At 65.6% G+C, this 14,852-nt stretch carries 18 protein-coding genes and 1 pseudogene; 9 read left to right on the top strand and 10 right to left on the bottom strand.

From position 1 onward, the window contains the following. The 4 genes from Q7J26_RS13740 to Q7J26_RS13725 form a co-directional block, all read left to right on the top strand. Positions 1-1,167 (top strand): dihydrolipoamide acetyltransferase family protein (locus Q7J26_RS13740; protein ID WP_304936967.1); only part of this gene is annotated, 1,167 nt, incomplete at its 5' end. 15 nt (positions 1,168-1,182) lie between these two features. Continuing rightward, complete coding sequence (locus Q7J26_RS13735) at positions 1,183-1,662, top strand: glutathione peroxidase (RefSeq protein ID WP_304936966.1); 480 nt, start codon at positions 1,183-1,185, stop codon at positions 1,660-1,662. Positions 1,663-1,664: 2 nt separating this feature from the next. Then, positions 1,665-3,071, top strand: a complete 1,407-nt coding sequence (gene lpdA / locus Q7J26_RS13730) for a dihydrolipoyl dehydrogenase (protein WP_304936965.1) — start codon at positions 1,665-1,667, stop codon at positions 3,069-3,071. Between the two features lie 11 nt (positions 3,072-3,082). Next, the gene (locus Q7J26_RS13725) at positions 3,083-3,277 is read left to right on the top strand and encodes a hypothetical protein (protein ID WP_304936964.1); all 195 of its coding nucleotides are present in this window, start codon (positions 3,083-3,085) and stop codon (positions 3,275-3,277) included. Between the two features lie 3 nt (positions 3,278-3,280). Here the strand turns inward: Q7J26_RS13725 and Q7J26_RS13720 are convergent, their stop codons facing one another. The 4 genes from Q7J26_RS13720 to Q7J26_RS13705 all read right to left on the bottom strand — a co-directional run bounded on the left by Q7J26_RS13720 (position 3,281) and on the right by Q7J26_RS13705 (position 7,753). Then, positions 3,281-3,463 carry a DUF3606 domain-containing protein gene (locus Q7J26_RS13720; RefSeq protein ID WP_304936963.1) on the bottom strand — a complete coding sequence of 61 codons (183 nt, stop codon included), beginning with the start codon at positions 3,461-3,463 and terminating at the stop codon, positions 3,281-3,283. A gap of 79 nt (positions 3,464-3,542) precedes the next feature. Further along, the gene (locus Q7J26_RS13715; RefSeq protein WP_304936962.1) at positions 3,543-4,634 is read right to left on the bottom strand and encodes a PLP-dependent cysteine synthase family protein; all 1,092 of its coding nucleotides are present in this window, start codon (positions 4,632-4,634) and stop codon (positions 3,543-3,545) included. A gap of 297 nt (positions 4,635-4,931) precedes the next feature. After that, entirely contained in the window at positions 4,932-5,378 is a 447-nt protein-coding gene (locus tag Q7J26_RS13710) for a hypothetical protein (RefSeq protein WP_304936961.1), read from the bottom strand. Continuing rightward, on the bottom strand, positions 5,375-7,753 hold the full coding sequence (locus Q7J26_RS13705) for an ATP-dependent helicase (RefSeq protein ID WP_304936968.1): 2,379 nt from the start codon (positions 7,751-7,753) through the stop codon (positions 5,375-5,377). The genes Q7J26_RS13710 and Q7J26_RS13705 overlap by 4 nt, the downstream gene beginning before the upstream one ends. Before the next feature lie 103 nt (positions 7,754-7,856). On the opposite strand from Q7J26_RS13705, the gene Q7J26_RS13700 reads away from it, so the two are divergent. Further along, on the top strand, positions 7,857-8,105 hold the full coding sequence (locus Q7J26_RS13700; RefSeq protein ID WP_304936960.1) for a hypothetical protein: 249 nt from the start codon (positions 7,857-7,859) through the stop codon (positions 8,103-8,105). Here the strand turns inward: Q7J26_RS13700 and Q7J26_RS13695 are convergent. Next, a complete protein-coding gene (locus Q7J26_RS13695; RefSeq protein WP_304936959.1) occupies positions 8,086-8,805 on the bottom strand; it encodes an SIMPL domain-containing protein in 720 nt (239 codons plus the stop codon). The two genes, Q7J26_RS13700 and Q7J26_RS13695, sit on opposite strands and share 20 nt — an antisense overlap. Before the next feature lie 25 nt (positions 8,806-8,830). Then, positions 8,831-9,055, bottom strand: a complete 225-nt coding sequence (locus Q7J26_RS13690) for a ribbon-helix-helix domain-containing protein (protein ID WP_304936958.1) — start codon at positions 9,053-9,055, stop codon at positions 8,831-8,833. Between the two features lie 157 nt (positions 9,056-9,212). Between Q7J26_RS13690 and Q7J26_RS13685 the strand changes: the two genes are divergently transcribed. Continuing rightward, positions 9,213-10,103 (top strand): DMT family transporter, encoded by an 891-nt coding sequence (locus Q7J26_RS13685; protein ID WP_304936957.1) that lies wholly within the window; start codon positions 9,213-9,215, stop codon positions 10,101-10,103. Between the two features lie 3 nt (positions 10,104-10,106). On the opposite strand, the gene Q7J26_RS13680 is transcribed toward Q7J26_RS13685, so the two are convergent. Then, positions 10,107-10,283: a DUF4169 family protein gene (locus Q7J26_RS13680; RefSeq protein WP_304936956.1), complete on the bottom strand. Its 177-nt coding sequence runs from the start codon at positions 10,281-10,283 to the stop codon at positions 10,107-10,109. A 2-nt stretch (positions 10,284-10,285) separates the two neighbouring features. After that, positions 10,286-11,494 (bottom strand): patatin-like phospholipase family protein, encoded by a 1,209-nt coding sequence (locus Q7J26_RS13675; RefSeq protein ID WP_304936955.1) that lies wholly within the window; start codon positions 11,492-11,494, stop codon positions 10,286-10,288. A gap of 201 nt (positions 11,495-11,695) precedes the next feature. Here Q7J26_RS13675 and Q7J26_RS13670 point away from each other — a divergent pair, with 201 nt between their 5' ends. Both Q7J26_RS13670 and Q7J26_RS13665 read left to right on the top strand, forming a co-directional pair. Next, positions 11,696-11,935: a DUF2171 domain-containing protein gene (locus Q7J26_RS13670; protein ID WP_304936954.1), complete on the top strand. Its 240-nt coding sequence runs from the start codon at positions 11,696-11,698 to the stop codon at positions 11,933-11,935. 93 nt (positions 11,936-12,028) lie between these two features. Next, positions 12,029-12,424 (top strand): YccF domain-containing protein, encoded by a 396-nt coding sequence (locus Q7J26_RS13665; RefSeq protein ID WP_304936953.1) that lies wholly within the window; start codon positions 12,029-12,031, stop codon positions 12,422-12,424. A 2-nt stretch (positions 12,425-12,426) separates the two neighbouring features. Here the strand turns inward: Q7J26_RS13665 and Q7J26_RS13660 are convergent, their stop codons facing one another. After that, positions 12,427-13,164 (bottom strand): AAA family ATPase, encoded by a 738-nt coding sequence (locus Q7J26_RS13660; RefSeq protein WP_304936952.1) that lies wholly within the window; start codon positions 13,162-13,164, stop codon positions 12,427-12,429. Positions 13,165-13,168: 4 nt separating this feature from the next. Then, positions 13,169-14,560, bottom strand: a complete 1,392-nt coding sequence (fumC, locus tag Q7J26_RS13655) for a class II fumarate hydratase (protein WP_304936951.1) — start codon at positions 14,558-14,560, stop codon at positions 13,169-13,171. Between the two features lie 85 nt (positions 14,561-14,645). Between fumC and Q7J26_RS13650 the strand changes: the two are divergent. Next, a pseudogene (locus tag Q7J26_RS13650) lies at positions 14,646-14,852 on the top strand (peptidylprolyl isomerase A); the annotation flags it as partial.

Genomic DNA, 14,852 nt, shown 5'->3' with positions numbered 1-14,852 from the left:
ACCGACAAGGCCACGATGGAAGTCGAGGCCGTGGACGAGGGCGAGATCACCGACATCCTGGTGGCCGAAGGTACGGAAGGCGTGAAGGTCAACACCCCCATCGCTCGTCTGAAGGACGAAGGCGGGGCCGCTGCGCCGAAGCCGGCCGTCAAGGCTGAGGAGGCCCCCAAGGCCGCACCGGCCGCCGTTGAGGCGCCCAAGGCGTCCGCACCGGTCGCGCCGGCTCCGGCCGCGCCGAAGTCGGACAGCGGAGAACGCATCTTCTCGTCGCCTCTGGCGCGTCGCATCGCCGCCCAGAACGGCGTTGATCTGAAGTCGGTCAAGGGCACGGGCCCGCACGGCCGGATCGTCAAGCGCGACGTCGAAGCCGCCGGCAAGGGAGCCGCCCAACCGGCCGCCGCGCCGACCGCCGCCGCCGCGACCTCGGGCATTGCGCCGCGTCAGGTTCAGTCGCTGGCCCAGATGGGCATCCCGGACGGCAGCTACGACCTGATCCCGCTGGACGGGATGAAGAAGGCCGTGGCGCGTCGCATGGTCGACAGCATCCAGAACGTGCCGCACTTCCCGCTGTTCATCGACGTCGAGATCGACCAGCTGATGGTCGTTCGCGCCAAGGTGAACAAGATGTTGGAGCCGCAGGGCGTCAAGGTCTCGGTCAACGACTTCGTCATCAAGGCCGCGGCCCTGGCGCTGAAGCTGGTGCCGGAGGCGAACGCCTCCTACACGCCAGAAGGCATCGCCATGCACCACAACGCCGACGTCTCGATGGCGGTGGCGATCGACGGCGGCCTGATCACCCCGATCATTCGCAAGGCAGAAACCAAGGGCCTGGCGCAGATCGCGACCGAGTCCAAGGACCTGGCCAAGCGCGCCCGCGAACGCAAGCTGAAGCCCGAAGAGTTCCAGGGCGGCACCTTCTCGGTGTCCAACCTGGGTATGTTCGGCATCAAGCAGTTCACCTCGATCATCAATGAGCCCCAGGGCTGTATCATGAGCGTGGGCGCAGGCGAACAACGGGCCGTCGTCAAGGACGGTCAGATCGTGGCGGCCACGGTCATGACCGTGACCCTGACCTGCGATCACCGCGTGGTGGACGGCGCGACCGGCGCTCGCTTCCTGCAGGCGTTCAAGCCGCTGATCGAAGATCCCGTCGCGATGCTGGCGTAAGGGGAGGGTGAGGTCATGACCTCGGTCTATGACTTCTCCGCCCGCGCCATCGACGGCACGGAGGTTTCGCTGGACCGTTTTCGCGGTCAGGCGCTGCTGATCGTCAATACGGCGTCCAAGTGCGGCTTCACCGGCCAATATAATGGTCTGGAAAAGCTGCACCGGACGTTCGCCGACCGGCCGTTCGAGGTGCTGGGCTTTCCCTGCAACCAGTTCGGGGAGCAGGAGCCGGGGCGGGCGGCGGAGATCGCCGCCTTCTGCGCCACCAGTTTCGACGTGACCTTTCCCCTGTTCGACAAGGTGGAGGTCAATGGACCGAACCGGCATCCGCTCTACGCCTGGCTGACCCAACACAAGCGCGGCTTCCTAGGCTCCAAGGCCATCAAGTGGAACTTCACCAAGTTCCTGACCGACCGCGAGGGCAGGGTGGTCGCCCGCTATGCTCCGCAAACAGAACCCGAGGCCATCAAGGCCGACATCGAGAAGTTGATCTGATCATGGCTGCTGAATTCGATCTCGTCGTCATCGGCTCGGGCCCCGGCGGTTACGTCGCGGCCATCCGCGCCAGCCAATTGGGCCAGAAGGTCGCCATCGTCGAGCGCGAGAACCTGGGCGGCATCTGTCTGAACTGGGGCTGTATCCCGACCAAGGCCCTGCTGAAGTCGGGCGAAAAGTTCGAGAGCTTGAGCCATCTGAAGGACTACGGCCTGTCGGCGTCCGGCGCGTCGTTCGACTTCGACGCCATCATCCAGCGCTCGCGCGGCGTCGCGGCGACGATGAACAAGGGCGTCGCCTTCCTGATGAAGAAGAACAAGATCGAGGTGATCGAGGGCTCGGCCAAGCTGGAGAAGGGCGCTGCGGCTCCGAAGGTCGTCATCTCCCTGAAGGCCGGCGGGTCTCGCACGGTCGAGGCCAAGGCGGTCATGCTGGCCGTCGGCGCCCGCGCCCGCGCCCTGCCGCAGATCGGCCTGGAGGCCGACGGCGACAAGATCTGGGCCTATCGCGACGCCCTGGCGCCGAAGAAACTGCCCAAGTCCTTTGTCGTCATCGGCTCGGGCGCCATCGGCATCGAATTCGCCAGCTTCTATCGCGCCCTGGGCGCTGAGGTGACGGTCGTCGAGGCGGTCGAGCGCATCATGCCGGTCGAGGACGAGGAGGTCTCCAAGGCCGCCCAGAAGTCGTTCGAGAAGCGCGGCATCAAGTTCAAGCTCGGGGCCAAGGTGACCAAGGTCTCCAAGACCGGCGCGGGCGTGAAGGTGGACGTCGAGATCGGCGGCAAGGCCGAGACCCTGGAGGCCGAGGTCTGCATCTCGGCCGTCGGCATCACCGCCAACACCGACGGCATCGGCCTGGAGGCTCTGGGCGTCGAGCTGGACCGCGGCCACATCAAGACCGACGGCCATTGCCAGACCAACGTCAAGGGCCTGTTCGCCATCGGCGACTGCGCCGGCGCCCCCTGGCTGGCGCACAAGGCTAGCCACGAAGGCATTCACGCCGCCGAATTCATCGCCGGCTACAAGACCCCGAACGTCCATTCGCCCATCGCCGGCTGCACCTACGCCCAGCCGCAGGTCGCCTCGGTCGGCGTCACTGAACAGGCCGCCCGCGCCGAGAAACGCGAGGTCAAGATCGGCCGCTTCCCGTTCCGCGTGAACGGCAAGGCCGTGGCCGCTGGCGAGGTTGACGGCTTCGTCAAGGTGATCTTCGACGCCAAGACCGGCGCCCTGATCGGCGCCCATATGATCGGCCACGAAGTGACCGAGATGATCCAGGGCTATGTCACCGCCATCACCATGGAGGCGACGGAAGAAGACATCCACGGCATCGTCTATCCGCACCCGACCATGTCGGAAGCCATGCATGAGGCGGCGCTGGACGCCTACGGGCGTGTGATCCACATCTGATGGAGAGGCCGATGTTCGCCAAGGTCACCGAGACAAACGGCGTGGTTCACTGGATCAACCTGAACCACGTCCGCGAATTGATCGTGAAGGATGGCAAACATGGTCAGCCGACGCTGACGGAAGTCAGCATCGATAACCAGTTTGTGGCCAAGGTGTTTCGCGTCAGGGAAACGCCCGAGATGATCCTGACACAGGCCAGGGGCTGAGGCTCAGCGCTTCTTGCCCAGCTCCGCCGCGATGTCCTTGGTCATGCGGCCAACCTTGCGGTGGGCGGCGGTGATCTGGTCCTTGGTCACGCCCCCGCGCTTCATCCAGTATTCGACCGACTGCCGTTCCGACAGGTCGATGCGGTCCTTGTCGATGAAGCCGCGCTTGTCCTTTAGTCCCGCCATGGTCGGCTCCTGTTGAGGTTTTGACCGGTCCGGCCGCTTCGGCCTTCTTAGACCTGTCCGCCCCAACGAAACAGACGGTTCAGGCGTCGGGCAAGACGCCTGTTTCGAAGAAGGCGTCCAGGCGGGCTTCCCAGGGCGCTGTGTCCAGGCCCTGGGCGGCGATCCAGGCGTCGTCGAAATAGGTGGAGGCGTAGCGGTCGCCGTGGTCGCACAGGATCGACACGATCGATCCGCCTTCGCCCGCGTTCGCCATTTCCTGGGCCAGCTGGACACAGGCCCACAGGTTGGTGCCGGTCGATCCGCCGCAGGGGCGGCCCAGACGCCGGCTGAGCACGCGGGTGGCGGCGATGGAGGCGACGTCGGGCACGACGATCATCCGATCCACCACGTTGGGGACGAAGGAGGGTTCGACCCGCGCGCGACCGATGCCTTCGATCAGGGACGGACGGTCAAGGCTGGTCTGGACCGTCGCATCGGCCCAGTGACGGTGAAAGACGGAGGCTTCCGGGTCGGCGACGCAGATCCGGGTGTCGTGGCGGTTGAAGCGGGCGAACCGGCCGATGGTCGCCGAGGTGCCGCCGGTGCCTGCGCCGCACACGATCCAGCGGGGGACGGGGCAGGGCTCGCGTCGCATCTGGGCGAAGATGGATTCGGCGATATTGTTGTTGCCGCGCCAGTCCGTGGCCCGCTCCGCATAGGTGAACTGGTCCATGTAGTGGCCGCCCAGTTCGTCGGCGAGCCGCTGGCTTTCCGAATAGGCTTGGCCCGGGACGTCCACGAAATGGCAGCGTCCGCCGTAGAATTCGATGGCGGCGATCTTCTCCTGGGCGGTGGAGCGGGGCACCACGGCGATGAAGGGCAGGTTGAGCATCCGGGCGAAATAGGCTTCGGACACGGCGGTCGAGCCGCTGGAAGCTTCGACAATGGTCATGCCCTCGCCGATCCAGCCGTTGCTGAGGGCGTAGAGGAACAGCGACCGCGCCAGACGGTGCTTCAGGCTGCCGGTCGGGTGGCTGGATTCGTCCTTCAGGTACAGGGCGATGTCCGACAGGGCCGGCATGTCCACCGGGATCAGATGGGTATCGGCCGAGCGGTTGTAGTCCGCCTCGATCCGCCGCATGGCCCAGCTCAACCAGGCGCGATCAACGGTAGGGCGGGCAGGGGCGGACATGGCGGACTCGGACGTAGACGGGAAGGCGATGGCTTAGGCCAAAGCTTGGCCGGCGGCAAAGGCGGACGCGGCCTTTCTGATGAAGGCGTTAGCGCTGTGGGTCGGCGGAGGCGCCTTCATCGTCTGCCAACTGCGCCGTCCAGGTCGCAATGATCGGTCGACCAGCGGCGGCTCGGGCGACCCGACGGAGATCCGCCTTGGAAGCGATTACGCAGGAATCCTGAACCCATATGTCGAGCCGCGCCTTTCGGCGCTCGGCATTGGCAGGGCATTTCCAGTCCAGTTCTTCGAGCGGCGCTAAAAGCTCGTTTCCACGCCGTCTAAGAAGCACATAGCGGCTGCCCGCCCGCACCCCGATCTGCACGCCAAAAGTTGATCCTCGCGGCCGTCAGGTCGCCGGCTCTTGTCCAGCATGATGAGCCAAGCGTAATCCTCAAACGCGGTGTCCGCATCTGCGCGGTCATAGGCTTCGCCGTAGATTAGAGCGCAGTGGAAGACGCCATAGTTTTGAAGACGCACAAAGGCGTCATCCTCGCCGTCGGCGTTCCAATCTCGACGATAGACGCCAAGTTGAAGAGGAACCGAGCAGCCGAAAGACTCGGCGTCGGTGAAGTGCTCGGGATACAGGCCCTTGTCGGGTTCGTTCTGATAAGTCCACAACGGCGTGTCCGACCGAAGGGTCTGAGCCTGTGCGGGGACGCTGAATATCCCGACAATCGCAAGGGCCCAGACAAGCCGTTTCACCCCGCCTTCTCCACGAAACTGTCGATGACCCGTTTCTCGCCCGCCTTCTCGAAATCGACCAGCAGTTTATTGCCTTCGATGACGCGGACGTGGCCGTAGCCGAACTTCTGGTGGAAGACTCGTTCGCCCTTTTTCCAGCCGGAGCTGGACTTGGGATCGGCGGTGGCGATCAGGCGGCCGTCGCCTTCGATCACGGCCTTGCGGGCCGGAATCTTGTTCGGCGTCTGGGCGGCGGTGAAGGTTTGGGCGCGTTTCCAGCCGGGGGAGGAATAGCCGCTGCCGAACGACGGGGCGTCGTCCCAGCGGCTCTTGGCCTCCTTCATGCCGGTCGAGGCGCCGTAGTAGCCGGTGTCGGATTGGGGATCGACGTGGGCGATGGGCAGTTCGTCGACGAAGCGGCTGGGCAGTTGCGAGGTCCAGCGGCCATAGACCAGACGGTTGGCGGCGAAGGAGATGCGCGCGTCCTGTTTGGCGCGGGTGACGCCGACATAGGCCAGGCGGCGTTCCTCCTCGAGGCCCTTCTCGCCCTTTTCGTCGATGCTGCGCTGGCTGGGGAAGACGCCTTCCTCCCAGCCGGGCAGGAAGACCAGCGGGAACTCCAACCCCTTGGCGCCGTGCAGGGTCATGATCTGGACGGCGCCGTCGCCGTTGGGATCGTCGCTCGTTGCGCGTTCCAGATCCATGACCAGGGAGACGTGTTCCAGATAGGCCTGCAGCGTCTCGAACTGCTGCATCGACTGGGTCAGTTCCTTCAGGTTGTCCAACCGCGTCTGGCCGCTGGTGCGGTCGGCCTTCTGCATGTCGGTGTAGCCGCTCTCCTCCAGCACCGTCTCCATGACCTGCCAGTGGGGCGTGGTCTCGGACAGGGTGCGCCAGCGGTCGATGTCGCGCACGAAGTTGGACAGGGCGGTGCGTGTGCGGGCCTGAAGCTCGTCGGTGTTGATAAGGCCGCGCACGGCGGTCAGGGCCGACAGATCGTGCTGACGGGCGATCTGCAGGATTTTCTGCACGCTGGTGTCGCCTATGCCGCGCTTGGGCACATTGACGATCCGTTCGAAGGCCAGGTCGTCGTCCTCGGACTGGATCAGTCGCATATAGGCGTGGGCGTCGCGAATCTCGGCCCGTTCGAAGAAGCGCGGGCCGCCGATGACGGCGTAGGGGATGGCCAGCATGACCAGCCGTTCCTCGAAGGCCCGCATCTGGAACGAGGCGCGGACCAGGATGGCCATGTCCTTGTACTTCAGGCCCGGCTCGCCGGCGTGGGGACGACGCGCGGTCTCGATCTCGTCGGCGATCAGCCGGGCCTCGGCCTCGCCGTCCCAGACACCGCGCACCCGCACCTTGTCGCCGCTGTCGTCCTCGGTCCACAGGGTCTTGCCCAGTCGGTCGCGATTGGCGGCGATCAGGCCCGAGGCCGCGCCCAGGATATGGCTGGTCGAGCGATAGTTCCGCTCCAGCTTGACGATCTTGGCGCCCGGGAAGTCGCGCTCGAAGCGCAGGATGTTGTCCACCTCGGCCCCGCGCCAGCCATAGATCGACTGATCGTCGTCGCCGACGCAGCAGACATTGCCGGTCGAGGCCGTCAGCAGCCGCAGCCACAGATACTGGGCGACATTGGTGTCCTGATATTCGTCGACCAGGATGTAGCGGAAGCGGCGGCGGTATTCCTCGGCCAGGTCCGCGTGCTTGGACAGGATGGTGATGTTGTGCAGCAGCAGATCGCCGAAGTCGCAGGCGTTCAGGCTGCGCAGGCGGGCCTGATAGGCGGCGTACAGCCCCTGGCCCTTGCCGTTGGCGAAGTCCTCGCCGGGGGGCAGTTTCTCGGGGGTCCAGCCGCGGTTCTTCCAGTGGTCGATCAGGCCGCTGAGCGACTTGGGCGTCCAGCGCTTGGTGTCGATGTTTGCGGCTTCCAGCAGCTGTTTCAGCACCCGTTCCTGGTCGTCGGTGTCCAGGATGGTGAAGCTGGACTTCAGTCCGACCAGTTCGGCGTGACGGCGCAGGATCTGGGCGGCGACGGAATGGAAGGTGCCCAGCCAGCGCAGCCCCTCGGCCGACGGACCGATCAGATGGGTGATCCGCTCGCGCATCTCGCGCGCGGCCTTATTGGTGAAGGTGACGGTCAGCAGTTCCCAGGGCTTGGCCCGGCCGGTAGCGAGAATGTGCGCCAGCCGCGTGGTCAGCACACGCGTCTTGCCGGTGCCCGCGCCGGCGAGAACCAGCACGGGCCCCTCGGTCGTCTCCACCGCTTCGCGCTGTTCGGGGTTCAGGCCGGTCAGATAGTCGCGCGGCCCCGCCCCGTCGGGCGCTCGCGCGCGGGCCAGGTCGGAGATACGGGGGGCGGGAAGATCGGTCACAGGCTTGAAGACATCCGGCAGGCAGAATCAAAACCGGAACATAAGGGGACCGGAGGGCGATGTCAGGGGCGTCGCCCAAATGAAACCTTGGAACCGGCTTGATCGAGGACCGGTTCCTTAGACGATGCGACGAGACGAACAGAAGAAGGGCGCGCCTGATCGAGACCCCAAGACCGGGAAATCGGGTTGGCGCGCCTTCGCCTTGGGCATGATCGGCATGTTCGCGCTCATCGCCGTGTGGATTGTTCTGGTCGAGACGGCCGACGACCCCCATGGCGAGGTGGAGTTCATCGGACGGTCGCAAGCCACGGAGGAGAGGGCGCTGGAGCCCCGGGACGCCTGGGCAGACCGGCCTATTTCAGACCATAGGTGATGGTGGTCACGACCCGAACCTTCTTGTCGATCGAGGCGGCCTCGTCTCCGCCTGCGCCGTCGCGCGGCAGGATTTCGAAGGAGCCCTGGGTCGCCTGACGGATCGGCCCCAGCGGCGTGCCGGAATCCTTGGCGAACTGTTCGGCCCCGGTCCGCGCCGCCGCTGTTCCCTCTGCAATCATCTGGGGCCGAACATCGTTCAGCTTGGTGAAGACATAGGAGGGACCCTGGAAGTCCTGCAACACCACGCCCTGCCGCACCAGATCGTTCAGGGCGCGGGTCGTCGTCTGAACCCGGGCGACGTCGTTGGTGCGGACGATGACCGTCTGAGCCAGGATGAAGCGCGGGCCGCCGTTCTGGGCGGCGTATTCGCGCGACCGGGTGTCGGCCACCTCTAGCCGGCCCAGATCGACGGCGTCGGCGGGGTAGCCCTGGGCCGTAAGGAACTGGCGCACCAGGGCCAGGTCGCCGTCGATGCGCGTCTGAACCTCGGACAACACGTCGCCCGATGCGGTGAAGCGCAGCGGCAGAACCGCCAGATCCGCCTTCACATTGCGTTCCGACAGGCCGCGCACCGTCACGGTGTGGTCGCCGGCCCGCGCGTGGATCACGCCTTGACCGACCAGGGCGCCGGCGCCGATCAGCCCAAGGGCCAGAAGGGCCCCCACGACGGCGGCGGGAAATAGACGGCTGTTGTCCATGGGCGGGTTCCTTTGAGGCCCAAGGTTACGCTTCTACGCCGTGCTCCGCCACCCAGTTCAACGCCAGCAGCCTGCAGGCTGAAGCCACGGGACGGCGCCCCCGGCCGGCGTCGATGTCGGCCAGAAGCTGGGCCTTGCTGAGGCTGCGGGTCTGGGCGATCCGGTCCAGGACCGCCCAGAACTCGGGCTCCAGCGCGACGGAGGTGGCATGGCCCGCCAGCACCACGGACCGTTTTGTCAGACCGCTCACCGCGCGGACTTCAGCACGATCTCGGCGGACAGGATCAGGGGGGCGTAACGCATGGCGGGTCTCCTCTCGGGCGCAGTCTGTCATATTCGGGCGCAAGACGTGAGCGGCGCTTTCGCGGTGTCGATGATAAGCGGGCTGCGCCCGTCGGAGCCTGTCCATGAGTCGCCCCTTCACGATCCTCGCCATCGCCGTCTGCGCCCTGATCTGGGGCACGACCTGGTTCGCCATCACCCTGCAGCTGGGCGTGGTGGATCCGATCGTTTCCATCGTCTGGCGGTTCGGCCTGGCGGCGGTCGTCCTGTTCGCCTTCTGCGCCCTGACGCGGCGTCCGCTGCGCCTGACACGCGCCCAGCATCTGGCCGCCGTGGGGCAGGGCGCCTTCGTCTTCGCCATCAGCTACGGCTTCGTCTATGCGGCGGAGGAACGGGTGGCCTCGGCCGTCGTCGCCGTCATCTTCGCCGCCCTGGCCTTCGTCAACCTGATTCTGTTTCGGGTTCTGGAGCGCCAGAAGGCCGCCGCCGGCGCCTGGCAGGGTGCGATCCTGGGAGTGTGCGGGGTGGCGGTCCTGTCGTTCGGACAGTTGTCGGGAGCCGGCGTCTCCGCCGGCGTGGCGCCCGCTCTGGGCGTGGTCTTCGCCCTGATCGCCGTCCTCGCCTCGGCCTTCGGCAACTGGTTCGCCTGGCGTGGCCAGCAGGCCGGGGCGCCGGTCATGGCTGCGACGGCCTGGGCCATGGCCTATGGCACGGCCATGGTGGCGGTCTATGGTTTTGCGACCGGGGTGGAATGGCGGATCGAGCCGACTCCGGCCTATATCTTGTCGCTGCTGCACCTGTCCCTGTTCGGGTCTGTGATCGCCTTCGGCCTGTACTTCACCTTGGCGCGCCAGCGCGGCTACGCCCTGGCCAGCTATATTTCGGCGCTGACCCCGCCGATCGCCGTCATCATGTCGGTCCTGTTCGAGGGCGCCCATGTCGGCGTGACCATGCTGATCGGCCTGATCCTGGTGCTGGGCGGCCAGGTCCTGTTGATCCGCGCGCCCAAGGCCTAGGGATCAGTCGTCCAGCTTGTGTCCGTCCAACTGCCGGGCGGCGCGGTCGCGGTCCTTGTCCGCAGACTGTTTCTGATCCTTGGTGCGGCCATGGGCGGCGCGGTTGGCGGCGGCGCGGGTCTTGTCCTCGACCTTGGCGCGCGTCTTGCGCGCCCGGTTCAGATTGATGATCTCGGCCATGTCTAGGGCTGGGGCGCGCTGGAAGTCGTCGTGTCCGGCTCCTTGAGCCTGAGAATCTCGGGCACCTGGTCCTCCGGCAGCACAGCCGGGGGAATGAAGGCCGGGGCCGCTGCGGTCTGTTCAAGCCGGGTCCAGCCGTCGGCTGACCGGCCTCGCTCGCGGCCCAGGTTGAACAGGGCGGTCATGGTCGGTTGGTCGAATTTCAGGCTGGACGCCTCGACATTGTCGGGAATGGCCGACAGCGACATGGTCATGCCGTTACGCTGGGCGAAAGCCGCCGTGGTCGCCAGATGGGTGCGCAGCGAGGCCTTGCTCATACTGTCGTAGCTGCGCATCAGGATGGCCGTCAGTCGCCCCGGCGTGACCCCGTCATTGCGACCGACCTGTCCATTGACGACCACGTACAGGCCGCCGCCGCCCCGCTCTTCGGGCCGGCGGGTCCACAGGGTCAGGTTTTCCGGAATGGCCAGGAAGGGGGTGTTCACGCCGCCGTCGGCGTGCATCTCCATCACCACGGTCTGGTCCGGCTGCAGGCCGGCGATGAGGACCGGCGGAAAGACGCCGGGAATACTGGCCGAGGCCACCAGTACTTCCTTGAACAGGGCCCGCGAATTGTCGTCGTTCTGGCTGGCCAACAGGCCCATGTCCCAGATGACGGTCTCCTCGCTGTCGAGGTTGGTCGTGGCCACCAGCAGGCGACGGCCCTTGGCGTGTTCGCGGGCGATGGCCTGCAACAGGTCCAGGGTGACGTTCTCGTCCACCAGCCTGCGCAGGGCGCTGGCGCTGAACAGGCTGGGGTAGATAAAGATCGCCAGACTGCGCCAGCTCAACAGGCTGCTTGCGCCGCCGCCGGTGTAGGCTTGGCCCAGTTGCGGATCCCATTCGGATCCGGCGAAGGCGAAGGGCGCGGCCAGCGCGCCCGTGCTGACCCCCGTGACGATATCGAAGACCGGCCGGTCGCCACGCTCGGTCCAGCCCACCAGAAGCCCGGCGCCATAGGCTCCGTTGGCGCCGCCCCCGGATAGGGCCAGGATCGAAAAGGGCCGCCCCGTCGACAGCCGCCCACCTATTTCCTCAGTAAAGGCTTGCAGCCGGGCCGCGTCATTGGCGCGAATGCGCGGATCCTGCGCCGGTATCAGAGAGCCATCGGCGATGCGCAGAGGCCCGGTCGGACGATCCAGGGTGCCGCATGACGCCACCGATACGGCCATGACAACCGCCAGCAGACTCGAACAGATTCGTCTCATCCGATGCGTTCTCATTGAAAATCCCCGTCCGCGTTCATACCGCCGCGACGGGCGTCTTGTCATCACCGGATGATTACGAGGGCGGTTTCAAGCGCTGCGGTTTGAAACCCCGCGACTCGGGCGACGTTCAGTAGGGCGATACAATCCAACACAAGGACGATCGCCATGGTTGACGCCACGCTCATCAAGGAACATCTCGAAGTCGTTGGGTCGGACGGCGGCCACGTCGGACGCGTGGACCATGTGCTGGGCGATCAGATCGAGCTGGCAAAGCTGGATCTGGCCGGCGGCTTTAAACACCACATGATCCCGGTCAGCTGGGTGGAAGCCGTGGACGACAAACACGTCCACCTCAACCTGACCCAGGACGAGGCCAAGGCGCGCTGGACTGAAAAGCCCCACTGACCCCGGCCGTATGGCCTGGAATTAACGAAGGCCCCGCTGTCGCAAGCGGGGCCTTTTGGCTATCTGTATGGCTACGCCTGCCGGAGAGCTGCGATGATCCGCCTGATCCTGAATATTCTGTGGTTCATCTTCGGCGGTTGGCTGTCGGGGTTGCTGTGGCTGCTGGGCGGCGCGATCCTGGCCTTGACCATCGTCGGCCTGCCGTGGAGTTTCGCGGCCTGGCGTATCGCCAGCTATTCGTTTTGGCCGTTCGGGCGGGAAGTGGTGTGGCGCGAGCCGGACGCCACGGCGCTTGGGGCGGGGTGTTTCGGCATCGGCCTGAACGTGATCTGGTTCGTGGTTGCGGGCTGGTACATCGCTTTGACGCATGTGTTGATCGCCGTCGCCGAAGCCATCACGATCATCGGCATCCCCTTCGCCCTGAAGGATCTGGAACTCGCCAAACTGGCCTTGGCCCCGATCGGCCGCACGATCCGCGACAAGCCTTGAACTCAATCGAGTTTCAGCAAGATGTCCAACATCATTTCACGCCGGTTCAAGAAGTTTCGCGTGACCTGATAGTGGTCCGTGTCCTCGTAATCGATCCGATCTAGGCCGTGCTCGGATGCTTGGTAGATCCAGGCGTTGGGATAGCCGAGGAGGATCGGAGAATGGGTGGCGATGATCAGCTGGGACCGCGCCATCACCAGCTCGTGTAGGCGGCTGAGGAACGACAGCTGCCGGCTGGGCGACAGGGCGGCCTCGGGTTCGTCCAGGATGTACAGGCCGTCGCCGATGAAGCGGTTGTCGAAAAGGGCGAAGAAGGATTCGCCGTGCGACTGCTCATGCAGGCGGCGGGCGCCGTATCGTTCCCCCCTGACCTCAGGATCTTCCAGATAACTGGCGACCGTGAAGAAGCTCTCCGCACGCAGAAAGAAGCCGTCCTGAACCCGCTGCGGCGACCGAACCGGTCGTACGAACCTGTGCAGCGGGGAATGACTGTCGCGTGTGCCGAAGCGGTGTTCGCGTCCACCGCCTTCGGGGTTGAAACCCCACGCCACCGCCAGAGCCTCGATCAGCGTCGATTTTCCTGAGCCGTTCTCACCCACCAGAAAGGTGACGTTCGGATGGAAAGTCAGCCGATCAAGCGTGTGTAGGACCGGCAGGTTGAAGGGGTAGGCCTCGGCGTCCCAGCCGTCTCGGCGCTCGAAAATGGCCTCGATCCAGTAGGGACGCTCCAGCGCGGTCATGGCATCAGCCCGGCGAGATCATCTTCTCGGGACGCACCGCCTCGTCGAACTCGGCGTCGGTCAGATAGCCGCCGCCGACGGCTTCCTCGCGCAGGGTGGTGCCGTTCTTGTGCGCGGTCTTGGCGATCTTGGCGCAGATATCATAGCCCAGCTTGCCGTTTAGGGCCGTGACCAGCATCAGCGAGTTGTTCAGGCCGCGGGCGATATTATCCTCGCGCGCTTCGATGCCGACGACGCAGTTGTCGGTGAAGCTGATGGCCGCGTCGGCGACCAGGCGGACCGACTGCAGGAAATTGTAGGCCATGACCGGGTTGTAGACGTTCAGCTCGAAATGCCCCTGCGAGCCGGCGAAGGTGAGGGCGGCATTGTTGCCGAACACCTGGACGCAGACCTGGGTCAGGGCCTCGCACTGGGTCGGATTGACCTTGCCCGGCATGATCGAGGAGCCGGGCTCGTTCTCCGGCAGGGCCAGTTCGCCGAGGCCCGAACGCGGGCCGGAGCCCAGGAAGCGGATGTCGTTGGCGATCTTGAACAGGGATGCGGCGACCGTGTTGATCGCGCCGTGGCTGAAGACCATGGCGTCATGGGCGGCCAGGGCCTCGAACTTGTTCGGCGCCGTGGTGAAGGCCCGACCGGTGATCTCGGCGATCTGGGCCGCGACCTTTTCGGCGAAACCGATGGGGGCGTTCAGGCCGGTGCCGACGGCGGTGCCGCCCTGGGCCAGTTCCATCAGCTTGGGCAGGGTCTGTTCGATCCGCTCGATGCCGTTGGCGACCTGTTGCGCATAGCCGCCGAACTCCTGGCCCAGGGTCAGGGGGGTGGCGTCCTGGGTGTGGGTGCGGCCGATCTTGATGATGTGGGCCCAGGCCTTGGCCTTGGCGTCCAAGGCGGCGTGCAGGTGCTTCAGGGCCGGGATCAGGTCGTTGACCACCTGTTCGGCGCAGGCCACGTGCATGGCCGTCGGATAGGTGTCGTTCGACGACTGGCTCATATTGACGTGGTCGTTGGGGTGGACCGGCTTCTTGGAGCCCATCTCGCCGCCCAGGATCTCGATGGCGCGGTTCGAGATCACCTCGTTGGCGTTCATGTTCGACTGGGTGCCCGAACCCGTCTGCCAGACGACCAGGGGGAAGTGGTCGTTCAGCCTGCCTTCGATGACCTCATTGGCGGCCTTGATGATGGCGTCGGCCAGGGCCGGATCCAGTTTGCCCAGATCGCGGTTGGTCTCGGCGGCGGCGCGCTTGACGATGCCCAGGGCGCGCACGACCGGCAGGGGCTGTTTCTCCCAGCCGATCTTGAAGTTCCCCAGCGACCGCTGCGCCTGGGCCCCCCAGTAACGGTCGGCGGCGACCTCGATGGGGCCGAAGGTGTCGGTTTCAATACGGACGTTGCTCATGCGCGGGATCTCGTCTCTCAGACGTGGCGGTTGATTGCGCGGGGGTGTAGCACGAGAGCGGGACAGGGCAAGGTGAGGCCAGATCATGAGACCAAAGGCGATACTGGCGGCGACGTTGCTGGTGCTGGCGAGTTGCGCCAGCCTTCCTGCGGACCCGGCGCGGCCCCGCGTCGCTCTGGATACGACGGAAGGCCGGATCCTCTTGGCGCTTGACGCCGTCGCCGCGCCAATCAGCACCTGCAACTTCATCAACTATGTCGTCTTCGGCGACTACGACAACGGGTCCTTCTTC

Origin of the sequence: Brevundimonas sp., assembly GCF_030656255.1 — a bacterium.
Classification (GTDB): Bacteria; Pseudomonadota; Alphaproteobacteria; order Caulobacterales; family Caulobacteraceae; genus Brevundimonas.
Note: the sequence above shows the minus strand (reverse complement) of the source record. Positions and strands in the feature narration are given on the sequence as shown.

What these genes read in the sequence shown, in the direction of transcription:
- Q7J26_RS13735 (WP_304936966.1), top strand. Translation starts at nt 1,183, where the DNA reads ATGACCTCGGTCTATGACTTCTCCGCCCGCGCCATCGACGGCACGGAG.
- lpdA (WP_304936965.1), top strand. Translation starts at nt 1,665, where the DNA reads ATGGCTGCTGAATTCGATCTCGTCGTCATCGGCTCGGGCCCCGGCGGT.
- Q7J26_RS13725 (WP_304936964.1), top strand. Translation starts at nt 3,083, where the DNA reads ATGTTCGCCAAGGTCACCGAGACAAACGGCGTGGTTCACTGGATCAAC.
- Q7J26_RS13720 (WP_304936963.1), bottom strand. Translation starts at nt 3,463, where the DNA reads ATGGCGGGACTAAAGGACAAGCGCGGCTTCATCGACAAGGACCGCATC.
- Q7J26_RS13715 (WP_304936962.1), bottom strand. Translation starts at nt 4,634, where the DNA reads ATGTCCGCCCCTGCCCGCCCTACCGTTGATCGCGCCTGGTTGAGCTGG.
- Q7J26_RS13700 (WP_304936960.1), top strand. Translation starts at nt 7,857, where the DNA reads ATGCGACGAGACGAACAGAAGAAGGGCGCGCCTGATCGAGACCCCAAG.
- Q7J26_RS13695 (WP_304936959.1), bottom strand. Translation starts at nt 8,805, where the DNA reads ATGGACAACAGCCGTCTATTTCCCGCCGCCGTCGTGGGGGCCCTTCTG.
- Q7J26_RS13685 (WP_304936957.1), top strand. Translation starts at nt 9,213, where the DNA reads ATGAGTCGCCCCTTCACGATCCTCGCCATCGCCGTCTGCGCCCTGATC.
- Q7J26_RS13680 (WP_304936956.1), bottom strand. Translation starts at nt 10,283, where the DNA reads ATGGCCGAGATCATCAATCTGAACCGGGCGCGCAAGACGCGCGCCAAG.
- Q7J26_RS13675 (WP_304936955.1), bottom strand. Translation starts at nt 11,494, where the DNA reads ATGGCCGTATCGGTGGCGTCATGCGGCACCCTGGATCGTCCGACCGGG.
- Q7J26_RS13670 (WP_304936954.1), top strand. Translation starts at nt 11,696, where the DNA reads ATGGTTGACGCCACGCTCATCAAGGAACATCTCGAAGTCGTTGGGTCG.
- Q7J26_RS13665 (WP_304936953.1), top strand. Translation starts at nt 12,029, where the DNA reads ATGATCCGCCTGATCCTGAATATTCTGTGGTTCATCTTCGGCGGTTGG.
- Q7J26_RS13660 (WP_304936952.1), bottom strand. Translation starts at nt 13,164, where the DNA reads ATGACCGCGCTGGAGCGTCCCTACTGGATCGAGGCCATTTTCGAGCGC.
- fumC (WP_304936951.1), bottom strand. Translation starts at nt 14,560, where the DNA reads ATGAGCAACGTCCGTATTGAAACCGACACCTTCGGCCCCATCGAGGTC.